Below are 22,189 nucleotides of genomic sequence, written 5' to 3' on the forward strand. Positions count from 1 at the left end.
TGTGGTGCGTGAAGGGTGATAGGCATAAAACGTACCTCCATAACGGCTGTTCTGTTCTTTCGACCTTGCCGTCCGGGGAGTGAGAAACTGTACTCTCCCATAGGTTTCTGCTTGGCTAAATGCTCTGTAAGTGTATCTAAATCAGCACCTACGCTACTCTTGCGATTATGAGTAGAACGTATCAGAAAGTCGCATCCCACTTCCAAAGTCTCGTCCATAAAGGCGTAGACATCGCTCTCGCGATCGCCAACTATTGTCTTACGAACATCACTTGGGATGCACTCCGCGCTTTCCTTTGCAGACAAAGTCCACCGGTAGGATTCCTTATCCTTATATGGTAAAGTAGCTCGTTTATTGGTCTTCTTTCGACCTTCTATGCGCTCACGATTCCATATTCTCACAGAGGAGAAGCCTATAGGAAGGCATGATTCAGCGTCCACAATCATAGTAGGATGTACGAAAATAGAATACTTTTTCAGTTGCATAGAACCATCTCCAAAGTCGGGGTCATCCTCCTTCAAACGCCCTTTCATGTGGTCGTAAGATAGCTCCGTAGTGTCTTGTATGCATAGTACATGTTTATGTCCAACACACTCACTACCAGAGAATTGCCTTATTCTATCTATTAGATCTTCCATATCCCAGTTCTTATTACGTAGTACTCTATATGCACCAACTTTAGGTGCCTTATCTTCGAAGCACTTATTAATAACCGCACTCTGTTTCTCTACCATCTTATCGAACAAGCTATTAACTCTTCGTTCGATTCTCTTATCTCCTCCGAGGGAGTCAAATATGTTGTTTAATTTATAAACAAAGATACTAAAAAACCATGACATACGCAAGTATTTTACTGAGTATCAATGTGTTATAATGTTAAAAAGATGTGTAGAAAGAGTAGCCCCAGAAGGGAGGGGCGTAATCACCGAGATACCCCTATGGCTAATCATCAACACCTAACAATTATCACCCAACACCCTTCTTTAGCAGTAACGCTCTGTGAACTCTGTATGCCGGAGGCGTTCTGTGGGCTCGAAACTGTGCGCAAAAAGGCTCTGTTAACTCTGTGAGCTCTGTGAGAGATAAACCTCCCCAGCGTGAGAGAAAAACCTCCCCAGCGTGTTGTTTGTGAGTCATCTCATAGAGTGGGTGTGTTCTTTTTCTCACAGAAGAACACAGATGAACAGATCATACAAAGGCCAGAAAGATGATGGCCCCTCCCCCCGACCCCAGCTGGCCCCTCCCCCTTCCCCTCCCCCGAAGGGAAGGGGAGTGATTACCGAGATACCCTTATAAAAAGGATGTAGGCTTCGTTATGTTCTTTGTTGGCAGTCTTGTAGGGGTAACCTCACATATCACGCCCCTTCCTGTGGGGGAGAGGTTGGGGGAGGGACTACTCTCTCATGGGCTTGAACTGTGTACAAAAAACTCTGTTAAATCTGTGTGCTCTGTGAGAGAAAGGGTGTGTCCTTTATGAGAGAATGATTCTCACGTCCCATGTAAAGTAACCTAATAGATATAATCTCACTAATCACACTCCTTCTTGCGAGAGAAGGAAAGGGGGAGGGAGCAGGCTGGTATGACGTGATGCTATCTTTTTGTTGGTGTTCAGTCCGACAGTGTTCTTTGCCTCTCCTAATATCTTTTGTACTGTAAAACGCTGTAAAACAATGTGTTAACATGGTTTTTTATAGGAGTTATAATAGTATAAATCACAAGCAATCTATCCCTAAAAAATCACAAAAATGTAGTAAAATATTGCTTTAGTAGTTGCTTCATAAAAGATAAAAAACTATATTTGTGCCGAAAGAATAACCTAAACAGATTAAAAGGATATAATCCTATTAATACAAGTAAAGGGACATAACGGTCAATGACCGATAGTGAGATAAATATCTTACCTACAGCGAAACAATCTCAAGATGGAGTTATCCATCAATCTATTACTAATATCTAAACTATGTAGCCAATGAGTCCATTAGACTATGTAAAAGCGTTCAATGAGTTTCTATGGAACAGTTTTCTCATGTACGCATTGTTAGGTGTAGGCATTTTCTACACTGTCTATCTTGGTTTCCCACAGCTTCGTCATCTAAATCTGGCGTTTAAGTATGCTTTTGGTCCGATATTTAAGAAGCGAAAGCCAGGTGAGACGAAAGTTAATTCATTTCAGGCATTGGCTACTGCCGTAGCTGCTCAGGTTGGTACAGGAAATATCGGTGGTGTGGCAACAGCCATTGCTACTGGTGGTTTAGGAGCTATTTTCTGGATGTGGGTGTCAGCCCTTTTGGGTATGAGTACCATCTTCTCCGAGGCTGTGCTTGCCCAAAAGTATAAGAAAGAATACCATGGCGAGACCGTTGGTGGCTCAGCTTACTATCTTTATTATGGTCTTGGTAGTAAGTGGCTTGCTGTCTTTTTCTCTATTGCCATTGTCCTTGCCTTAGGCTTTGTTGGCAATATGGTACAGGCCAATTCTATTTCTATCGCCTTGACCAATGCGTTCAACATTCCTTCATGGGTGATAGGTATAGTTTTAGCAGCCGTTGTGGCTGTCGTAATCATTGGTGGGCAGCGTCGTATCACAGCTCTTGCCGAGCTTTTAGTACCATTCATGGCGATTGTCTATATCCTCGGTTCATTTATTATTATTTATATGTTTGCCGATCAGTTGCCGCATGTTCTCCGTACCATCTTTACTGATGCTTTCTCTTTGAAGTCTGCTGCAGGTGGTGCCGCAGGAACAGTGATGAAGTATGCCATCCGTTATGGTGTTGCACGTGGATTGTTCTCTAACGAGGCAGGTATGGGTTCCACCCCTCATGCCCATGCTTTAGCCGATGTCAAAGACCCATGCGAGCAGGGCTTTGTAGCCATGGCAGGTGTGTTTGTAGATACCGTTCTCATCTGTACGTCAACGGCGTTTGTCATCATGCTTACGGGTGCTTACGGTAATACAGGCCTAAAGTCAGTTGCCATCACGCAACAAGGCTTTGAGATAGCATTTGGAGAAGGAGGTATCATCTTCCTTGCCATCAGTCTTATCTTCTTTGCTTTTACGACGATTATAGGCTGGTATATGTTTGGCGAGATGAACATCAAGTTCATGTTTGGTAAGAAGGGCGTCCGTTTCTATCGTCCCCTTGTAGTCCTCTTTGTCTTCTTGGGTTGTCTCTTTGCAGCCGACCTGGTATGGGAGTTAGCCGACTCCTTCAATGGTCTGATGGTCATCCCTAACCTTATTGGTATCATCTTCCTTGCTCCACAGGTGAAGAAGTTATACAAGAACTTTTTGGCTAATAGGAAGAAGAAGGAAGCTTAGAGGGGTGAGTAGCCTCAAGTGCCAGCTGGCCCCTCCCCCGTCCCCTCCCCCGAAGGGAAGGGGAGTGATCACCGAGATACCTCTATGGGCTGGATGTAGGCTGCTTTTTGCCTCCTTATTGGTATCTTCATTAGCAGTAACGTTCTGTGATATCTGTATGCCGGAGGCGTTCTGTGGGCTCGAAACAGTGCGGCAATATGCTCTGTTAGATCTGTGCGTTCTGTGAGATAAAGAACTCCCCAGCGAGTCACATGCGTCTCATCTCATATAGAGGGTGCGTTCTATTTCTCACAGAGTAACACAGAAGAACAGAACACACAAAGTCTCACAGAGACATTAAGTCAACCGATAACACAGAACCTTACAGCCATCTTTAGCTGAAACGCTCTGTGATATCTGTATGCCGAAGGCGTTCTGTGGGTTCGAAACGGTGGTGGAAAAGTTCTGTTACATCTGTGCGCTCTGTGAGAGAAAGAAATACCCTCCGTGAGAGAAAGAACTGTTCTCCGAGAGAGAAAACTATCCTCCGTGAGAGAATGAAATATCCTCTGTGCGAGAAAGAACTACCCAAGGGTGCGAGCTGTGTGCCACTCTGTAAGAGAAAAACACCCCAGCGAATTGTTTGTGTTTTATTTCATTGAGAGAGTGCATTCCTTCTCTCACCGAGTAACACTGATAACAACCAAGCACCGAGTAACACAGATAATTACCAAGATACTCCTGCGAAAAGGAGGCTCTCCCCAACCTCTCTAAGCAGGAGAAGAACTGGAAGAGAGATTGTTCGGCTGCGAGGAGAGTCAGGGCAGCTCTTAGACTTAGGCCTATTCCGTCACAGGAACCCCACGAGTGTTCTTTGTCTCGTCGATGACGAAGATACTATGAAGGCTACCAATACAATCAATCTTACCCAGCGTATTGAGCATGAACTGTTGATAACGTTTCATGTCGTGCGCATAAACCTTAATAAGAAAGTCATAGTCGCCACTCGTGTTATAACATTCAGTTATCTCATCAATATTCTGTACGACATCCATAAACTCTTGGATGAGGTCTTGTGTATGCTGTTTTAACCGAATGTTACATAGAACCATGATGCCATTTCCCACCTTATGAGAATTAACCACAGCCATATAGCGCTCTATGTAACCCTCACGTTCTAATCGTTTTTGTCGTTCGAAGACAGGCGAGGGCGAAAGATGAACACGGGCCGCCAGTTCCTTGACAGTTAGGTGGGAGTCACGCTGAAGAATCTTCAGTATCTTTCTGTCAATATCGTCTAATATCGTTGTGTTGTCCATTTTGTAAATTGCTGTTTTAGCAGAATAATATTCTGTGTAAGACCTTAATTCATGGCAAAGTTAGTATAATTTCCCGAATAAACAAGAATATTTTGAAGGCAAAAAGAATTTCTCTAACTTTGCATCCACATTCATAATGATAACAAAAAGAAAGGGTAAAAGAATATGAGCAGTATCAGAACAAATGCACCTTACCGTGCAGACATCGTAGGAAGTTTTCTTCGTCCAGCAGAGTTGAAGGAAGCAAGACAGAAATTCGTTGAAGGGAAGATTGATGCTTCGGCGTTAAAGGCTGTTGAGGATCGCCTCATCACCGACCTTATTGCTAAGCAGAAGGCTCACGGCTTGAAGGTGATAACCGATGGAGAGTTCCGCAGAAGCTATTGGCACTTAGACTTTATGTGGGGTTTGAATGGTATTGAGGAGATAGAACTCGACCATGGTTATCAATTCCACGGAGAGGAGACAACACGTGGTTCTATTGCTTTGTCTGGTCGTATTAGCGGTGAGAATCATCCATTTGTAGAGCACTTTAAGTTTGTAAAGCAATTTGAAGAGGAGGGTGTGACAGCCCGACAAACGATACCTGCTCCAGCCCAGTTGTTTGCAGAACTGTTCAGAGGTGATAACACAAAGAATACGTTGAAGTATTATCCTGACATTGACGTGCTTATTGAAGACATAGCGAAGGTCTACCGTCAGGTGATTGTCGACCTTTATGCTGCTGGATGTCGTAATATTCAGTTTGACGATTGCACGTGGGGTATGGTGGTTGACAAGAACTATTGGAAAGCACATGGAGGAGACAAGGAGACACTCGACGATTTGGCTAAGAAATATCTAAAGGTGAATAACTTAGCTCTTGAAGGACGACCAAAGGATGTTGCTTTCACCACACATATCTGTCGTGGTAATTACCATTCCACCTACGCTGCCGAAGGAGCATACGACCCTGTTGCCCCTTATGTCTTTGCGCAAGAGAACGTGGATGCATTCTATTTGGAGTATGATGATGCCCGTTCAGGAGGTTTCGAGCCGTTGAAGTATATCCCAAACGGCAAGCAGGTAGTCCTCGGACTCATCACCACGAAGCGTCCAGAACTCGAAAGCCCTGCAGAGATAGTGGCCCGAATAAGTGATGCAGAACTTTACATTCCTCATAACGACCTCTGTCTTAGTCCACAATGTGGATTTGCTTCTTGCGAGATAGGCAATAAACTCACCGAGGAAGAGCAATGGGCAAAGATAGACCTTGTGCAAGAGATTGCTGCGGAGGTGTGGGGTAAATAAGAGAAACAACCCATTTAAGTATTGATATGGAACATTAATTCTAATACCATTCAGTAATGTTGTTTACATAATTTGTATCATAAAAGTCCATATCGAATATAAAGGCTGAGCTCCATGTGAGGGGTTCAGCTTTTATAAATTTACAGACTTCCTGTAAAATCAGTAATAAGTTTGTTTAGCGTTGTTAAGCAATATGTACCATGAAGTGTTGTCTTAATTCATTATTTTTAGGTATTGTCTTATTCTGACTAATGTTATACTTTTGCCAAAGAATTTATAACATCTTTTTGATACCCATGGAATTAGGTAAAAGAATAAAATTTAATATGAATATGAACAAGAAAATTATGTTAGTGTTAGCTGCGCTGCTAACAACTTTTGCATCGTTAAGTGCTAAAACCGCATTGATAATCGTAGCTCATGGATCGCCTATGGAGTCATGGCGCAAACCAGTATTAGCGCTCGAACCACTTGTAAAAGAGCAAGTCGAAAAAAAGAAGCTCAAAGGTATAGATATCGTAAAGGTGGCACTTATGGAATATACCGAACCTTCCGTGGCTTCTGTAGTGAAGGCATGTGAGGCAGAAGGTGCAGACACGATCTTTGCTCTTCCTGTCTTTATGGCACCATCAAGTCATACTGAAGAAGACCTGCCAAATATTCTCGGACATAAATACAATCCTTTTGTAAGAGAAGAGTTGGCAGAGGAGAACACAGAGTTAGTACACACTAAAACACCTATCATCCTTGGTCCAACCTTCTATTATAGTTACTTGTTAGAAGAGAGTATGTTAAATTGCGTACAGAGTATTTCTAAAGACGCTCCTAATGAAGCTGTAATATTCTTGGCTCATGGTGATCCTGAACGAGAAGGCTTTTGGACAGAAGTCCTAAAGAATGTTGATAAGTACACTAAAGAACATACAAAGATTAATTATGTTGATCATGCTCTTATCGAAATGGGACATGATTTTGCCAATGAGTTGATGCCATTATTGACAAAAGCTTCAGCAAAGAAGAAGCGAATCATCGTTCAGGGTATCTATCTGACCTCTGACGTGAAGCGTATGGCTGATCGTCATAAGATGACAGATGTACAAAAAGATCTTGTAAAGAAGACAGGGGTAGACATCGTGTATAGTGCAGATGGTATTCTCCCCGCTTGTACTCCGCTTGTGGTAGATTGGATAGTAGCCCAAACAAATAAATGGGTTGAAAGCAAACGATAAATAGTTGCGATATGAAGAACCTTTTATTATGGTGTCTTTTCACGATTCTTGGGCTCTTTATTTCTCTTCAGGAGGTAGGAGCCCAAGAATGTAGGGTATATGGTTATGTGACGGATGCCAGTGATGAGGCACTGATTGGTGTGACTGTTCGGATCCAAGGAACTCAGATAGCAACTATTACAGATGTTAATGGTCGTTATCAATTAAATGGCGACTTTAATAAAAGTTCAGTGTTAACCTTTACTTATATCGGGTATGCTCAGAAGAAAGTCAATTATGACGGGAGAGAGAAGATAGATGTAAAGATGCAATCGTCAGAGAATAAATTGGGCGAAGTCGTTGTAAAGGCAAAGAGTAACATCAATGCTATCGACCTTCGTGCAAAGGCAGGAATCGTTGAGTCGATAGATATGAAACGTCTCAGCGAGAAACCAATGATTGACATGGGCTTGGCTCTACAAGGTATGGTACCTGGATTGAACGTTATCAATACGGGAGATATTGGAAGTAAGCCACAGATCAGAATACGAGGTAATTCTTCTTTCCGTCAAGGCAACACGAGTAATGAGCCGTTGTATGTCCTCGATGGAAAGATTATCTCCGCCGAGACATTCTACAATCTTAATCCACAAGACATAGCAAGTATAAAGGTTTTGAAAGATGCAGCTGCAGGTGCTTTGTATGGTGTAAAGGCTGCTAATGGCGTGTTGGAGATAAGTTCACAGCGCGGTTATAATGGAAAGATGACCCTTACCTACGGCACTGATATGGGCCTGACGATGCGTGGTAGGCGTGGTGTAAAGCTCATGGATACGGATGAAAAATTAGAGTTAGAGCGTTTGTTACAAAATCCTGCAGCTCCAGGCTATCGCTATAGTAGAGATTACTTTGAACGTTATCATGCGTCCGACCCAAATAAAGAACAATTGATAACAGAAGGAGAAAAGCGTTTGGAAGCTCTAAGAAATATCCATACAGACTGGTTTAAGGAACTTATCCGTAATAATTTCTATCAGAGACACAACATCAGTATAAAAGGTGGAAGTGGGACTACAACTTATTTTCTCTCTGGGAACTATACCTATCAAGGCGGGCGTATAGAAGGTAATAATAAGCAACGGTTTAGTGTTCGTATGGGTTTAGACCAGCAGTTGGGGAAGATAGGATACCTGATGATTGGTGTGTCTGGTGGCTATGCTAAGAGTAAGTCTCCTAATGGATCATCATTCGACCCCACATCTTTAGTTTATAATCTTAATCCTTACGAACAAAAGACGGGTGAACTCTATTCTTATCCGAATAGAAGTTATCGTGATCTCACACAACAATATCAGAGTGATGCCTCAGATAAGAATGCGGGGGTAGACATAAACGTGACTTTAACGCCATGGCAAGGTTTTACTTTAGCTTACGTTGCTGGTTTAGATTATCTTCAGGATGATAATCATAACTTTACGCCAGCTTCTTCATTCACTGAACAAAACACTGGCGTTCCTGATAATGCGAGAGGCATATATAGTCGAATGAAAGGAACGACAATTAACCTGTCAAGTAATCTCCGAGCAACCTATAATCATGTGTTTGCAGACGTTCATGACGTTACGCTTGGTGCAAACTACGACTATTATTTGTATAATTATGATGCCGTGGGTATCACCGGATATGGAGTAGGCAATGTTGATGCCCCTTCTGCAATTAATAACTCGTTACACGGAATGCGTCAGCCTTCTGTACGAAATCCTCGTGACAAGAATGCACAGATGGGTATTGGTGTCGTGGCAGGTTATACTTATAATTCAGTCTATGATGCTTACTTCACATATAAGGCTGATGCTTCATCAATACTCCCAGCTGATAAGCGTTGGAATACGGCTTGGGCAGCAGGTTTGGGCTGGACACCAACAAATTACTCATGGTTGAAAGATAATAAGGTCCTTACAAAATTAAATATTAAAGCATCATACGGTGTTACGGCAAATCTCAATGGTGTGACTGTTTCTAATACTGTTGGTACGTTTATGTTTGGTGAGCAGGCTTACGAGGAAAGTCGTATCTTGTCATTACTATCATTATATAATAAAGATCTGAAGGCTGAACAAAATAAGTCTACAGACTTAGGTTTAACCGTAGAATTATTTAAGCGTATTACACTTGATGTGAACTGGTACAATCGGCGTACCGAACAAGCACTCTTAGATGTACCTATCGCAACAAGTTCGGGCTATTCCTCTCTTAAACGGAACATTGGTATCTTACAGAATCGTGGTATAGAAATAGGATTAAATACAAAGATTATAGATGCTTTTGATTGTCGTCTTTCTGTGGGAGGAAATATAGCTTATAATGACAATAAAGTGGTAAGCCTCTATTGGACGGATAAGCTCTATCTTGACGAACAGTCAATAGTGCCTAATTATGAGGTGGGTAAATCATACGACATGATCTATGGTTTACATTCTTTAGGCATCAATCCACTCACGGGTTATCCTGTCTTCTTAACCCCAGAAGGAGTTGAAAAGCAAGGTACGGAACCACTCACAAAGAATGATTTTATTGCTTTAGGTCATCAGACACCTCCATACTCAGGTAGCTTCTATGCCAGTTTCTCTTATAAGCAATTCGATGTTGACGTGTCGTTCTACTATGTCTTTGGTGGGAAGCAACGCTTCTCTTACCAATATGTGCGTAATAGTGATAACGCAATCTACAATGCTGTGTCAGGACAAACACAGAAGATGTGGTTTAAACGAGGCGATGAATATAAGGAATACTGGACCCCATTCTATACGCAGAGTATTGCCGAGGGGAATCTTGCGCTCTATCCTAACACAAGGACGATAGGAAGTAGTGATTACATAAAACTCTCGAGCGTATCACTGCGTTACCGAGTTCCATCGAAATGGTTACAGAAGACAATTCCATTCATTCGATATGCGAATCTTGGATTACAAGGTTCTAACCTCTTTACATGGACAAGATATAAGGAGTCTGATCCAGAGAGTGGCACGCTTGCTGGTACGATGCAGCCAATATTCACGTTCAATCTCAATTTGACATTCTAATGATATAGTATGTAAGTAGAGTAGTTTTACATTTAAGACGCATGGATAATACAATATGAAACAAGGTATATTAATATTCAAAAGTGTAGTTGTAGGAGCGTGTCTGACACTGTTAACGGCTTGTAGTCTTAACATTCCACCCCAAGACCAATTCTCTGATCCAGATGCAATAACGAATGTCTCAAATGCTCGATCACTGTTGGCATCGGCCTATTCGTCTTATCCTCATCAAGAATATGAGTTTTCTTTATTGGGGAACGACTTTGTTCCCACCTCTTTGTCTATAAAAGATATCAGTTCATTGAATCTCTATAATTGGAATGATAAGGAGATAAACAAGCTTGCACCAAGCCTTTGGCAAGATTATTACAATGTGATTGCACAATGTGATGGACTTCTTGAGCGTATGAATGGAGTAAAAGCAGAGAATGAAAATGAGGAGAAAGAAAAGATTGTGATAGCTGCTGAGGCTAAGACGTTGAAGGCGTTATGCTATCTACAGTTGCTAAGAATCTTTGCTCCAGCCTACGATGTTAATCCTGATGCGCCTGGGGTTATCCTAAAAAGTGAACTTGGGATTGAGGATAAACAGCGTTCTTCAATACGTGAATGTGTTGCAAAGATAAAGGAATTGCTTACTGATGCCGCCTCTGTAGAGCACAGCTCTGACCGTAATGGATGGTTGTCACAAGAAGCTACACAGTATCTATTAGCTGACTTAGCCCTCTATTCAAATGATTACCAAGGGGCTATAGATGCTGGAAATAAGGTTCTTAGCAAGAGTAATGATATTTATTTCACATCAGAAGGACTTAATAGTCTGTGGTCAAAAAATAGCTATTCGGGGCGTATCTTTGCTTTTAATAATAACTCATCTTACTATGCTGGTATCCAATATAGTAGTCAGGAAGGTGATTATTTTATGGTCAATCCACAGTTGAGTTTTGTTGGGTCAGATCTCCGAAAAGCCTTGTTTGTTTATCCATTTATGATGAATGGCTCTAATAGAGAGCTTCTTGGAAAGTATAACCGATGCAATAAGCAAAATCAGTCAACGAGTTACATCAATACGATGCGGTATGCTGGAGCTTATTTTATTGTTGCTGAGGCATATTGCAGAAAGGGAGATACAGAGGCTGCTCGTAGATTAATCAATCATTATTGGCATTGTATAGGGGTCGCTGAAGCCCCATCGACGATTTCCAATCAAGAACTTCTAAACCTTATCTTAACTGATAAGCAACGTGAGTTTGTAGGTGAGGGCGTGAATTTCTTTGATCTTAAGCGTACACATGCTGCTGCTTTAAAACGACAATCTCAGTGGGGGAATAGTACTACAACCAGTGTAGCGAGCGATGATTATCGTTGGACATTCCCTATTCCTGTGTCTGAATATCGATTTAATAAAGTGGAACAGAACCCTGGATGGCCTTCTAATTAATTTATATGGAACAAAAAATGAAGAAGTTACTCAATAGTTTATTAGTGTTAATGTCATTCTTTTTAGTAGCCTGCCATGAGGAGGAAATACCCACAGAAAGTATGACAAATGATGTTGAACTGACCATTCCAAGCACTGCATTATTGTCAGAAGACGATACGACAAGTGTGTCAGTGCATGCAATGATTGCTTTTGCTCCTAAAGAAAAGGTAGAAATTAAGCTTGCGTTTATTGGCAATGATGATAACATTCTGCGTTTGGAAGATGAGAATGTGGTGTTTAATCCCGGGCAGAAGGAGGCCATTGTTCGTGTGAGATCGAATGGTAATCACGTCCTTTCCGTCCCTCGTACAGTTACGTTGCAAGTTGTCTCAGCTTCAACACCATCCGTGAAAGGTTTCGGGAAAGGAGTGAAAATCACTGTTAATCCTGATGCCGACATACCTGCACTCACGTCAGCACAATTACAACTCATAGCAGATGTGAAGACAAAGTATGGTGTAGATCTTATGCGTATGATAGGAAAGATACCAGTTGAGACGACAATCACGTTTAATACAGCAGATAAGGAGACTTTCTTTAAAGGACAGGCACAGCGCACGTATAAGGGGTATAGTGTGATAACACTTGCTGATGATGCTACTGTTGATGCACCAACCTTTAAGATGGTGAGCAACCCTATGGGATTAACAACATTCCTCTATGATGTGTTAAAACGTAAGACGGTTGAGGATGAAGAATTCTTTATGCAGACTCCTTATGGTAGAGCAGCTGTGAAGGCAGCTGATTACAAAGAAGATAAAGAGACCTTTGACGTCAGCTTGGGAGGTATAACCCTCGATATGTCTACGAAGGCTATTACGTTTACAACACAAAAAGAGAATCAATATGGTGACATGATAACGGGTCTACCGTTCATCTATCATTACTCTTTATGGGAGCGTTTGCTTCAGAAGAGAGGCTCCATTGTAGAGATTGAGGAAGACGGGAAGATAGTTGGTTATACCATTGATGATGATTTCTTCATGCAGGGTGGTTCGTTAAATCCTAATAAGTTCCTTGGTATGAGCAATATAAGCAACGATGAGTTTGGTAATAATCCAAGTGATTGGGTTGCGCCTTCTGCTACACTTGACCTTCAGAAGGGGAAGCTATCGTTCCTTTTCCCATGGGACTATGCCGATGGTAATGGCTACGAACAGGTGTCTGTAGTCTATACTTTACGTCCCTAAGAAGTTCTAATTGATTTATGAAGAAAATGCGAAAAGAGTTCATTCTATCTACTTTTTGGTTATTTCTTATATTCGGTCTACTATTCTCTGGTTGCGCTTTTGCCCAACCTTCATTGAGTGGTGATAGACTTATCTCGCTTCCGAAAGGAACTGTTGAAGGGAAGTTGCAGAATGGACTGCGTTATATTATCTTGCCGAACGCTTTACCACGTCATTGTGTTGAGGTACGAATGGTTATGGATGTTGGCTCTTTACAGGAGGAAGACAATCAGCGTGGAGGTGCACATTTCCTTGAGCACAGTGCTTTTATCGGTACGAAACATTTCCCTAATCGTTCGCTAATTGATTATTTTGAGGGACATGGTATGAAGTTTGGGCGTGATATTAACGCCTTTACGGGGTTCGATCGCACAATCTATTGGCTTTCTTTGCCTTATTATTCTGATCACACAGAGATACTTGATAGCACCTTCTTAGCCCTTCACGATTGGCTAAGTGAGATAGAGTTTGATGGTGCACGTGTGAAAAAAGAACGAGGAGTCATTGTCGAGGAGCTGCGAGGCTACCAACAAAATGATGATTTCTATCGTCTAAAGATGGGGCATAATCGCTATTCAGAACGTATCCCGCTTGGAACGGAACACGATATCAATAGCATTGATAGCGACCGGTTGAAGGCTTTTTATAAGCGATGGTACAACCCCTCTCATGCTACCGTACTTATTGTTGGGCAAGTCAATGTGCCTGAAGTGGTAGAAAAACTAACTCATACGCTTGGCTCTATACCTTCAAGTCGTGATGACAAGCCTATGATTAAGTTTGATATGAGCTATGCTAAGGGTGCCAGCTGGATGCATATTGTAGACAGCATACAGTCGGAAAGCAAGTTAGAAGTAATAGTCCCACATACCACTTGTGTTCGTCGAACATTGCAAGATGTGGTTACGAAGCAACGTATGCGTATGTTGCTGCAATGCTTAGATGATCGTTTTACGACAGATGGAGTGAAGTGTAACGTTTCAAATGATTGGTATTTAGCTAATAAAGACCATTTCGTACTGTCTATTCGTGGTACGTCTACTATCGATTTAGAACGTCAGATTAGTACTGTCTCAGCAGAGTGTCATCGTCTTTTACGTTTTGGTGTGTCACATGACGAACTACAGCAACTTGTTGCCTCACGTCTAAACCATCTCACATCTGACACTACTCAGAACTTATCAGCTAACATCTGCGACGATTTCGTTGATTATATCACAGCTGGAGATCGCACCCTTTGGATGCCTTGTGAGATGGAATGGGTACGACAACAAGTTGCGATGACGACGAGTTCCCAGCTGCAACAACTCTTAGGTGATGTTCTTAAACAAATGAGACGCAGTCGTCTGTATGCTTACACATCGGTCAAGAAAGATACAAAGGAAGGCTATCTCACAGCTAAAAAAGCTGATGAAGCATGGCGAATGGGAAAGAAACAGCAAATGAAGCCCTATCATTTCCATAGAAAAGAACAAGTAAAAGAAATGCGTGTCAAGGCTCCCATGTGTTTAGTCCAACCAGCTACTTTTATGGCGGAGAGCATTAAGAGTAAACAGCAATGGGGCGACTTAGGGATAGAAGAAGTGATATTGAAGAATGGGGTCAGGCTCATTCTCCGACCGACCATTGACGAGGACTCCGTTATCTCCCTGGCTGCAATAGGACGTGGGGGAACTGCTGACTTATCACTACCACAACAATTAAAAGTGTATGATGCTATTAGTTACGTAGATATGGGTGGTTTGTCTAAGGTTGCAAATGATAGCTTATTGTCTTATATGACTCAAGAGAGTCTTTCTATGACGGTTGGGGAAGATGCGTTCTGGCACCAGCTCTTGGCTTCCTCACCTTCCAATAAAGCTACTGAACTATTCAACTTGGTTTATCAGAAGATGTGTTTCCCAGGTATCAACCGTGAGGACTTTAAGGAGACTGTAGCTGCAGAGATTGAAGACTTAGGCAAAGAGACCATACTCGACAAGATGCTTTCACATGATATCGACCGTTTAATGACAATGACCATAGATTCGTTGGTAGGCAATTCAGTTGATAATAGCAGGAGCTACCTTACTAAATCGGTTTTGGAGACATTGGATATTGACACACTTACAAACTATTATAAACGTTTGTTTGGCGATCCTTCACGTCTCACGATAGTGTTGACTGGCAATTTCTCTATGAGAGAAGTGTTGCCAAAGGCTATTGCGACGTTTGCCCAGATGCCTAAGCAAATGGTGCCTTTACCGCTGAACAATACGCCTTTCAGGGTTGGTAAAGAGATGTTTACGAAGGGTTTTGATGGTGGTAATGACCATCAAACACTTGTCAACTACGTTTTTGCTGGTAATTACTCTCCTTCACTCCGTAATTCTCTTTGCTTGAAATTGATACGTGATGTGTTGCAAGACAGGTTATTGAAGGTGTTACGTGAAAGGGAAAATCTGGTCTACTCACCTTTTGTTGACCTTTATTATAATGGTGTACCACAGCAGAAATATGAGTTTATGATTACTGTATCGATGAAGGACGGCAACCAGCAACGAGTAGAATATTTGTTGCAAGACATCATAAACCAGCTAAAGACGACACCTATCACAGCCTCAGAGCTTAATAAGATGAAGCGCTCATTCCTCGTCACGAAAGATAAGGTGCTTAACGATAAGGCACCTTCTGAATGGAAAACAGCTTTGATGTCACTTGTTAAGAATGGCGAATCATTGCACGACTTCGAACATTATGCGATGTGTCTGAACGAGATCACACCTAAGACATTACAAGAGATGATCAACGAATTGATTGTTTGGAATCAAAGATATGTAGTATATAAAACACAAAAGAAATGAAGATTATAAAGAAATTACGTTTACTTGTTTGCCTCGTTTGTATGCTTATGGCGACTCAGGCAATAGCACAAACACAATCGCAACCTGAGGCCTATCGCTTGTATGACAGTAAAGGAAAGTCAATAACATACGACCAGTTGATAAAGTCTATAGCAAAAGTTGATGTTGTCTTTGTAGGCGAGATCCATAACTGTGTGATAACCCACTGGCTGGAGCAGAAACTCCTTGAAAGTCTTTACAAGGTCCATGGAAAGAGCCTAAAGATGGGTATGGAGATGTTTGAAAGCGATAACCAACTCATCCTTGATGAATATCTTCACGGACAGATAACAGGTGATCGCTTTGAGGACGAGGCACGTCTCTGGCCGAATTACAGCACTGATTATGCGGGTTTAATCTCTTATGCACGCGAACATCATATCCCTGTCGTTGCTACGAATGTTCCTCGTCGTTATGCCACAGCAGTGAAAGAACACGGCTTGGCCTATCTTGATTCGCTCTCTACGGAGGCGAAGTCGTACATGGCACCGCTCCCTATACGTTTTCAGACGAACGAGAGTGTTGAACAAGGATTTGCACTCATGGGTGTCATGGGTAAGAATAAGAATGCCAACCCACGTCAGATTGCTGAGGCACAAGCTATCAAAGATGCTACGATGGCTTGGCGAATAGCCAAGAACCTACCATCGAAATTTATTCATTTCAATGGTAACTTCCATACAGATAACCATGATGGTATTATTCCTTATCTCTTGCAATACAAACCAGGAACAACCTATACGGTTGTCAGAGCTGTCAGACAAGAAGACATATCTCATTTGGAAGAAGACTATAAGGGTATTGCTGATTTTTATATCTGTGTACCTGAGGATATGACAACATCTTACTAATCACAAAACAGTATTGTAAAAATGCGGACGCTCCTATCGAGTGTCCGCATTCTTTTATGCGCATAGCATGGCTATGATTGAAATTCTTTTTGTATAATCATGAGTAGCCTTCTGCGTCTTATTCAACTACTACAGGACGGATAGAATCCCCACAACGGCAGTTCTCACCATTGTTATCATAGACGCCGTCATTGTCGAATGTGATTGCGCGAGCATAATCTGCTGCATCTTCAAAGAGGATAGAAGAGAAATAGTAACCACCATATCCTGCATATCTCACAGCCTTGGTATCATCATAGCGTGAACCAGCACATGGAAGGAAAAGGCCTTTTGAGAGATCGTCTTGCGTTATTTCCTTTGGGAATCTGATTGTCATAGCAAACTCACCCTCTGCTGGTTCGGTAACCAAATAGCCATAGACTTGCTTGTTGTCTTCTACCGTGACATAGCCAAACTGCCATTTACCTTTCTGTGCTAATGTGCTGACCTCTGAATAGCGTGGTAGGCGATAAGTTCCTTTCGTTGCCCAATAAGCGATATCACCGAATGCTGCTTGATTGAAATCAGTTGTCTCATTTGTGAATTTCTCGTCTGTGTACATCTTACCTGCGATATCTGTCTTTGTAGTATTTCCACACACGTCTTTCGAGTAAGTGAGGGCGTTGTTACCACATACCCCAAAGTTGAAATGGTCGATCTGGTCGTCAGCCTGTTCTATCTCATGCTTATAAGCTTCAGTAGAGTTTCTGTGAAGTCCATATCGTGGCTTAAAGTATTCCCATTGATTGTCTGCAATTTTCCATGTACCTTTGTCATATTGGAGATTTCCTGTTGCCCATTTCACACCAAAAAGCGTAACATATTTCGTTGAGCCCTTTGGTGTTTCTTTAGCTACAAAGGTGATGTCCTCTATGTCGTCGGCGTCGATTTCTATTGTACCACCACTTTTCTTTACCACCTTCATTTGATAGGTTTGTGCAAAGAGTGTCCCGAACGTGAAAGCAAGGAGAAGTGTAAGTATATATTTCTTCATTTTATTGTCTTTTGATTGTTATTAATTTGTTTCGTTAAGTTATTATTTATCTATTGCTATTTTGATGTTCCCATTTGGCGTACAAAGTAGGTAGATGCCTTTAGAGTAGGTTGATGGGTCGATGTCTATCTTACCGTCAGCTGTTGCTTGCCCCTTAAAGACACGTCGACCGTCTATCGTCATAATGCTAACTGCAGCCTCCGTAGGAAGACCGTAGAGGAGGACATGTCCTATGTGATACTCTACTTGTGGCTTACCTATAGGCTGTTTACTTGGAAGGGAAATGCCTGTAGGAGTACTACTGAAAAAGTATTTAAGCACGCGTGCCAGTTCCACCGTAATGGTCTTCTCTGGTGTTTTTGCTGTCATACTTCCATTTGAGAACGTGATTTGCGGTTGACTTGATAGAGCAAACTCAGCCTTTGTTCCATCACGAAGTTCTACGCAAAAGAACTTTACTGGTTCTGCTGCTCTCACACTGAGAGGTGTGAGAAGGCAGCCGAGCAGTAGAAGAAAGATTAATTTTCGGTTCATTGTTTTGTTTGATTTATTAATAAGATGTCTGTTTTATATTACTGTGATTACTGTTGATGGATGTGTTACTTATTCTTGTGCATGGTATAGGTGACCCTTACCTGTTCATATCCATTAGCAGCCTCAAAGTCCCAAGGGAATACAAATGTCATCGTTCCCTTTGTAAAGTCGAATTGCCCAGATGGTTCAATCCAGTCAGAAGGAGAGTTGCCAAAGGTATCATGACTGACATCACTGACTGCAAGCCATCTTTGTGGGTCAATCGAACCACCAGCTAAGAGGAACTCGTCAGTCACCTGATACCCTACCATCTTTCCGTTCTCTTTAACATAGACAAGCGCACCTTCGTCACGTAGCTTCTTTACCCTCTCCCATGCCGAGAAATGGTAGACGAAGGGTAGGGCGGAGATCAGCTCGTCGTAGGCGTTAGGACGTTGGACGAGGAAGTCTATCTTACCCGATGATGAAACAAGTTTAATATCGTCGAGCGTCATACTAAACTGTTCTTTGGTCGCATCATAACCGATAGCCTGTACGATAGCGTTCCCGTATGGTTGTTGTAGGAAGAACTCCTGATCCTCGACGGTCTTGTGCTTCAATACATCATAGAAAAACGAGGTGAGTCCCATCGGATTGTCAATAATCTTCAGTACGGGTGTTTCTTCGGTTGCTTTCTCGCTTAGTGTGATGATGCTATAGCCTTTTGTTGTAAGTTGCGTTTCTCCCTTGAAGTAGCTTTCTTTGTCTTCTGTGTTGAATGATACGGTTGCCTCAACAGGAACCTTACCCATTAAGTTGGTGAGGTCGAACCCATATTTCTGTTTATACCCTTCGATGAGTTGCAGCTGGTGTGCACTTAGTTGCGGAATATCTGAGTCTGGGTTGACGGTTATCTTCACACCTGCGTCGGCTGCTTTTATGCGTGGGTTCGATGTGTTCCCAACACTGATGCTTAGCGTCTTAGGCATGGAGAGCAGATGTTTGGTATTAGATATAACTTTCACCGTAGCCTCTTTCTGGCCAGCTTTGAGCTGAACTACACTTTGTTCTAAACGCACAATCTCATCTTCATTACCTTTTATGTCAAGGTTGATGGTTTCGTCTTTCGTCGGTGCGAATGCTATTAGCAGGTGAAGGGTGATACCTTCTGTATCGTCTTCATTCATAAAAGCATTCCCTACCACAGAGAGTGCAACGTTATTTGTCATCTCTTCATCTGCTTTGTTTTCGGTGCTACAAGCTGCTGTTAGGCATACTATGAGAAGCAACAAAACACTTGTTTTTATGACTTTCATTCTTTTCTTTGTTTTTAATTATTTATTTGTTTGTTCTTATTCAAGGTTTGTCGACTACATCTCCTACGTACGTGTTGTCAATCATTATAAGGTTTCCATCAAACGGGTTGTAGACGAGAGCCCCTCCTTTGCACTATTTTCTTGATATTTGTAAGGGGTGGCAAAAGTAAAAAGAAATGGTAGGTCGTACAATACCTAATAATGATGAAATTTCTAACGCTCTGTGTTCTCATTGAGAGGGTGCGTACTTCTTCTCACATAGTAACACAGATGAACAGAACACACAATGGCCAGAAAGATGATGGCCACTATCCCTTCCCCAGCTGGCCCCACACTCTCTTCCTCAGCTGGCCCCTCCCCCTTCCCCTCCCCCGAAGGGAAGGGGAGTGATCACCGAGATACCCCTATGGGCTGGATATAGACTGCTTTTTGCCTCCTTATTGGTGTTTTCATTAGCAGTAACGTTCTGTGATATCTGTATGCCGAAGGCGTTCTGTGTACTCGAAACAGTGCGCAAATGGGGTCTGTTAAATCTGTGAGTTCTGTGAGAGAAAGAAATACCCTCTGTGAGAAAAAAGAATATCTTCCATGAGAGAAAGAACTCCCCAACGTATAACATGCGTCTCATCTTATATAGAGGGTGCGTTCTATTTCTCACAGAGTAACACAGAAGAACAGAATACACAGGGTTTCACAGAGACATTAAGTCAACCGATAACACAGAGCGTTACAGCCAAGTGAAGCCTCACCCCAGCCCCTCTCCGAATGGAGAAGGGAGTGATCACCGAGATACCCCTCCTTCGCTGCTTGTGTCTTGATGGGAATATTGATTCTCTCTGATGCCTCTTTGGCTAATCATCAACACCTAACACTCAACATCCAACACCTATCTTTGGCAGTAACGTTCTGTGATATCTGTATACCGGAGGCCTTCTGTGAGTTCGAAACTGTGCGCAAAAAGGCTCTGTTAACTCTGTGAGCTCTGTGAGAGATAAACCTCCCCAGCGTGAGAGAAAAACCTCCCCAGCGTGTTGTTTGTGTGTCATCTCATAGAGTGGGTGTGTTCTTTTTCTCACAGTGTAACACAGAAGAACAGAACACACAAAGGCCAGAAAGATGATGGCCTCTCCCCCTTCCCATCCCCAGAAGGGAGGGGCGTAATCACTGAGATACCCCTATGGCTAATCATCAACACCTAACAACTATCACCCAACACCCTTCTTTAGCAGTAACGCTCTGTGAACTCTGTATGCCGGAGGCGTTCTGTGGGCTCGAAACTGTGCGCAAAAAGGCTCTGTTAACTCTGTGAGCTCTGTGAGAGATAAACCTCCCCAGCGTGAGAGAAAAACCTTCCCAGCGAGTTGTTTGTGTATCATCTCATAGAGTGGGTGCGTTCTATTTCTCACAGAAAAACACAGAAGAACAGAACACACAGCATTCCACAGAGACATTAAGTCAACCGATAACACAGAACCTTACAGCCAAGTGAAGCCTCACCCCCAGCCCCACTCGTTTCAAGAACGTGCCCTTCTCCATTCGAGAACATGCCCTTCAAGGCACAAGAACACGCCCTTCTTGATGCTTGACAAGGCTCTTCTTCTACCTTGTTTGTAACCGTCTGATAATGTGATAGATATAAACACGAACTCTAAATATAAACTGTCCTGTCATTTACTAACCTATACTCGGACTTTTATCATACTTTTTCAATACTATAAAAACGCACTAATACTTGAAAGACTACGAATTTCTCGAATTTCTCGAATGGTGGACAGAGAGGGAGACGGTGCAGCCGAGGGGGCTGGAGGGGAGTGAGTGTTTGACAAGGAGGAGGGGACTTTAATTGAAAGACTACGAATGTCACTAATTGCACCAATGTTGATCACATACAGAGACGATACACTCGATAGGGGTGGAGGGGACTGATTATTTGGCAGTAGGAGGGGACTTTAATTGAAAGACTACGAATTTCTCGAATGTCACGAATGGTGGACAGAGATGGAGACGGTGCAACCTGAAAAGGGGAAATCGGCCTTATTTTTCATCATTGAGCAGGAGATTATAACGGAAAAGGGATGATTTTTCATTAAAAAAGCTTAACTTTGTGGGTAATATAACTAAGCAAAGTAAAAGTTACTCTACCAATAATTATCATTGCAATGCCAGTCAACAAGAATGCCTACCTGCGCTATCAAATCTTGGATCAGTGTTTCAGTAATAAGCATCGGAGGTTTAATATAGATGATTTAGTCGACTTTGTCAGCGAGAAGTTGGGCTATAACATCAGTCTGAGACAGATACGGGAGGACATTGCCAACCTGCGTTTGAGTCCTTATCATGCACCGATCCGCGCACAGCAATACGATGGAAAGAAGTGTTATTACCATTATTCTGACCCTGACTACTCTATCTTTAATAACGAGCTGACCACAGAGGAGGTGGCTAACCTCCGTTCAACAATCGATATGCTCAGCCGTTATCGGTAGAATTTATTTCAAAAATAAATATTACATGAAGACCTTTGAATAAAAGAGTTTTACCTGTTAATGATTATCCAATTAAAATTATTATATTTGCATCTGTTGTAATATGGTTGGTAGAATGGAATACTTAAATAACATATTACCACTTCAAAATCATCAAGTATGGAGATAATAGACAATATACGTAAGACATGGTGT

At 42.1% G+C, this 22,189-nt stretch carries 15 protein-coding genes; 10 read left to right on the top strand and 5 right to left on the bottom strand.

What is annotated here, in order from left to right:
- Positions 1–734, bottom strand: a 734-nt coding sequence (locus CHB62_RS11955; RefSeq protein ID WP_254919383.1) for an IS4 family transposase, incomplete at its 3' end; no start/stop codon positions are given.
- Between the two features lie 1,235 nt (positions 735–1,969).
- On the opposite strand from CHB62_RS11955, the gene CHB62_RS11965 reads away from it, so the two are divergent.
- Positions 1,970–3,322, top strand: a complete 1,353-nt coding sequence (locus tag CHB62_RS11965; RefSeq protein WP_089367019.1) for an alanine/glycine:cation symporter family protein — start codon at positions 1,970–1,972, stop codon at positions 3,320–3,322.
- 821 nt (positions 3,323–4,143) lie between these two features.
- Here CHB62_RS11965 and CHB62_RS11970 read toward each other — a convergent pair.
- Positions 4,144–4,620, bottom strand: coding sequence for an Lrp/AsnC family transcriptional regulator (locus CHB62_RS11970; protein WP_089367020.1), 477 nt, complete (start codon positions 4,618–4,620; stop codon positions 4,144–4,146).
- A gap of 165 nt (positions 4,621–4,785) precedes the next feature.
- Between CHB62_RS11970 and CHB62_RS11975 the strand changes: the two genes are divergently transcribed.
- The 7 genes from CHB62_RS11975 (at position 4,786) to CHB62_RS12005 (ending at position 16,646) form a co-directional block, all read left to right on the top strand.
- A complete protein-coding gene (locus CHB62_RS11975; protein ID WP_089367021.1) occupies positions 4,786–5,910 on the top strand; it encodes a 5-methyltetrahydropteroyltriglutamate--homocysteine S-methyltransferase in 1,125 nt (374 codons plus the stop codon).
- Positions 5,911–6,242: 332 nt separating this feature from the next.
- Positions 6,243–7,139, top strand: a complete 897-nt coding sequence (locus CHB62_RS11980) for a sirohydrochlorin chelatase (protein WP_089367035.1) — start codon at positions 6,243–6,245, stop codon at positions 7,137–7,139.
- An 11-nt stretch (positions 7,140–7,150) separates the two neighbouring features.
- Positions 7,151–10,201, top strand: a complete 3,051-nt coding sequence (locus CHB62_RS11985; protein ID WP_089367022.1) for a SusC/RagA family TonB-linked outer membrane protein — start codon at positions 7,151–7,153, stop codon at positions 10,199–10,201.
- A 55-nt stretch (positions 10,202–10,256) separates the two neighbouring features.
- Positions 10,257–11,642 carry a RagB/SusD family nutrient uptake outer membrane protein gene (locus CHB62_RS11990; RefSeq protein WP_089367023.1) on the top strand — a complete coding sequence of 462 codons (1,386 nt, stop codon included), beginning with the start codon at positions 10,257–10,259 and terminating at the stop codon, positions 11,640–11,642.
- 17 nt (positions 11,643–11,659) lie between these two features.
- Positions 11,660–12,874, top strand: coding sequence for a DUF4929/DUF8472 family protein (locus tag CHB62_RS11995; RefSeq protein WP_240616323.1), 1,215 nt, complete (start codon positions 11,660–11,662; stop codon positions 12,872–12,874).
- A 26-nt stretch (positions 12,875–12,900) separates the two neighbouring features.
- Positions 12,901–15,756, top strand: coding sequence for a M16 family metallopeptidase (locus tag CHB62_RS12000; protein WP_089367036.1), 2,856 nt, complete (start codon positions 12,901–12,903; stop codon positions 15,754–15,756).
- Positions 15,753–16,646 (top strand): ChaN family lipoprotein, encoded by an 894-nt coding sequence (locus tag CHB62_RS12005; protein ID WP_089367025.1) that lies wholly within the window; start codon positions 15,753–15,755, stop codon positions 16,644–16,646. Before CHB62_RS12000 ends, CHB62_RS12005 begins: the two co-directional genes overlap by 4 nt.
- A 118-nt stretch (positions 16,647–16,764) precedes the next feature.
- Here the strand turns inward: CHB62_RS12005 and CHB62_RS12010 are convergent, their stop codons facing one another.
- The 3 genes from CHB62_RS12010 to CHB62_RS12020 all read right to left on the bottom strand — a co-directional run bounded on the left by CHB62_RS12010 (position 16,765) and on the right by CHB62_RS12020 (position 19,508).
- Positions 16,765–17,679, bottom strand: a complete 915-nt coding sequence (locus tag CHB62_RS12010; RefSeq protein ID WP_089367026.1) for a hypothetical protein — start codon at positions 17,677–17,679, stop codon at positions 16,765–16,767.
- A gap of 42 nt (positions 17,680–17,721) precedes the next feature.
- Entirely contained in the window at positions 17,722–18,213 is a 492-nt protein-coding gene (locus CHB62_RS12015; RefSeq protein WP_089367027.1) for a T9SS type A sorting domain-containing protein, read from the bottom strand.
- 65 nt (positions 18,214–18,278) lie between these two features.
- Positions 18,279–19,508, bottom strand: a complete 1,230-nt coding sequence (locus CHB62_RS12020) for a DUF4929 family protein (RefSeq protein WP_089367028.1) — start codon at positions 19,506–19,508, stop codon at positions 18,279–18,281.
- Positions 19,509–20,096: 588 nt separating this feature from the next.
- Here CHB62_RS12020 and CHB62_RS14940 point away from each other — a divergent pair.
- Both CHB62_RS14940 and CHB62_RS12035 read left to right on the top strand, forming a co-directional pair.
- Positions 20,097–20,249: a hypothetical protein gene (locus tag CHB62_RS14940; RefSeq protein ID WP_176414871.1), complete on the top strand. Its 153-nt coding sequence runs from the start codon at positions 20,097–20,099 to the stop codon at positions 20,247–20,249.
- A gap of 1,418 nt (positions 20,250–21,667) precedes the next feature.
- Positions 21,668–21,994 carry a hypothetical protein gene (locus CHB62_RS12035; protein ID WP_240616322.1) on the top strand — a complete coding sequence of 109 codons (327 nt, stop codon included), beginning with the start codon at positions 21,668–21,670 and terminating at the stop codon, positions 21,992–21,994.
- Positions 21,995–22,189: the final 195 nt, after the last annotated feature.

This window comes from Prevotella jejuni (genome assembly GCF_900187995.1).
In the GTDB taxonomy this organism is placed as follows: Bacteria; Bacteroidota; Bacteroidia; order Bacteroidales; family Bacteroidaceae; genus Prevotella; species Prevotella jejuni.

Coding starts and splice junctions, on each gene's coding strand:
- CHB62_RS11965 (WP_089367019.1), top strand. CDS start 1,970: ATGAGTCCATTAGACTATGTAAAAGCGTTCAATGAGTTTCTATGGAAC.
- CHB62_RS11970 (WP_089367020.1), bottom strand. CDS start 4,620: ATGGACAACACAACGATATTAGACGATATTGACAGAAAGATACTGAAG.
- CHB62_RS11975 (WP_089367021.1), top strand. CDS start 4,786: ATGAGCAGTATCAGAACAAATGCACCTTACCGTGCAGACATCGTAGGA.
- CHB62_RS11980 (WP_089367035.1), top strand. CDS start 6,243: ATGAACAAGAAAATTATGTTAGTGTTAGCTGCGCTGCTAACAACTTTT.
- CHB62_RS11985 (WP_089367022.1), top strand. CDS start 7,151: ATGAAGAACCTTTTATTATGGTGTCTTTTCACGATTCTTGGGCTCTTT.
- CHB62_RS11990 (WP_089367023.1), top strand. CDS start 10,257: ATGAAACAAGGTATATTAATATTCAAAAGTGTAGTTGTAGGAGCGTGT.
- CHB62_RS11995 (WP_240616323.1), top strand. CDS start 11,660: ATGAAGAAGTTACTCAATAGTTTATTAGTGTTAATGTCATTCTTTTTA.
- CHB62_RS12000 (WP_089367036.1), top strand. CDS start 12,901: ATGCGAAAAGAGTTCATTCTATCTACTTTTTGGTTATTTCTTATATTC.
- CHB62_RS12005 (WP_089367025.1), top strand. CDS start 15,753: ATGAAGATTATAAAGAAATTACGTTTACTTGTTTGCCTCGTTTGTATG.
- CHB62_RS12010 (WP_089367026.1), bottom strand. CDS start 17,679: ATGAAGAAATATATACTTACACTTCTCCTTGCTTTCACGTTCGGGACA.
- CHB62_RS12015 (WP_089367027.1), bottom strand. CDS start 18,213: ATGAACCGAAAATTAATCTTTCTTCTACTGCTCGGCTGCCTTCTCACA.
- CHB62_RS12020 (WP_089367028.1), bottom strand. CDS start 19,508: ATGAAAGTCATAAAAACAAGTGTTTTGTTGCTTCTCATAGTATGCCTA.
- CHB62_RS14940 (WP_176414871.1), top strand. CDS start 20,097: ATGAGAGAAAGAACTCCCCAACGTATAACATGCGTCTCATCTTATATA.
- CHB62_RS12035 (WP_240616322.1), top strand. CDS start 21,668: ATGCCAGTCAACAAGAATGCCTACCTGCGCTATCAAATCTTGGATCAG.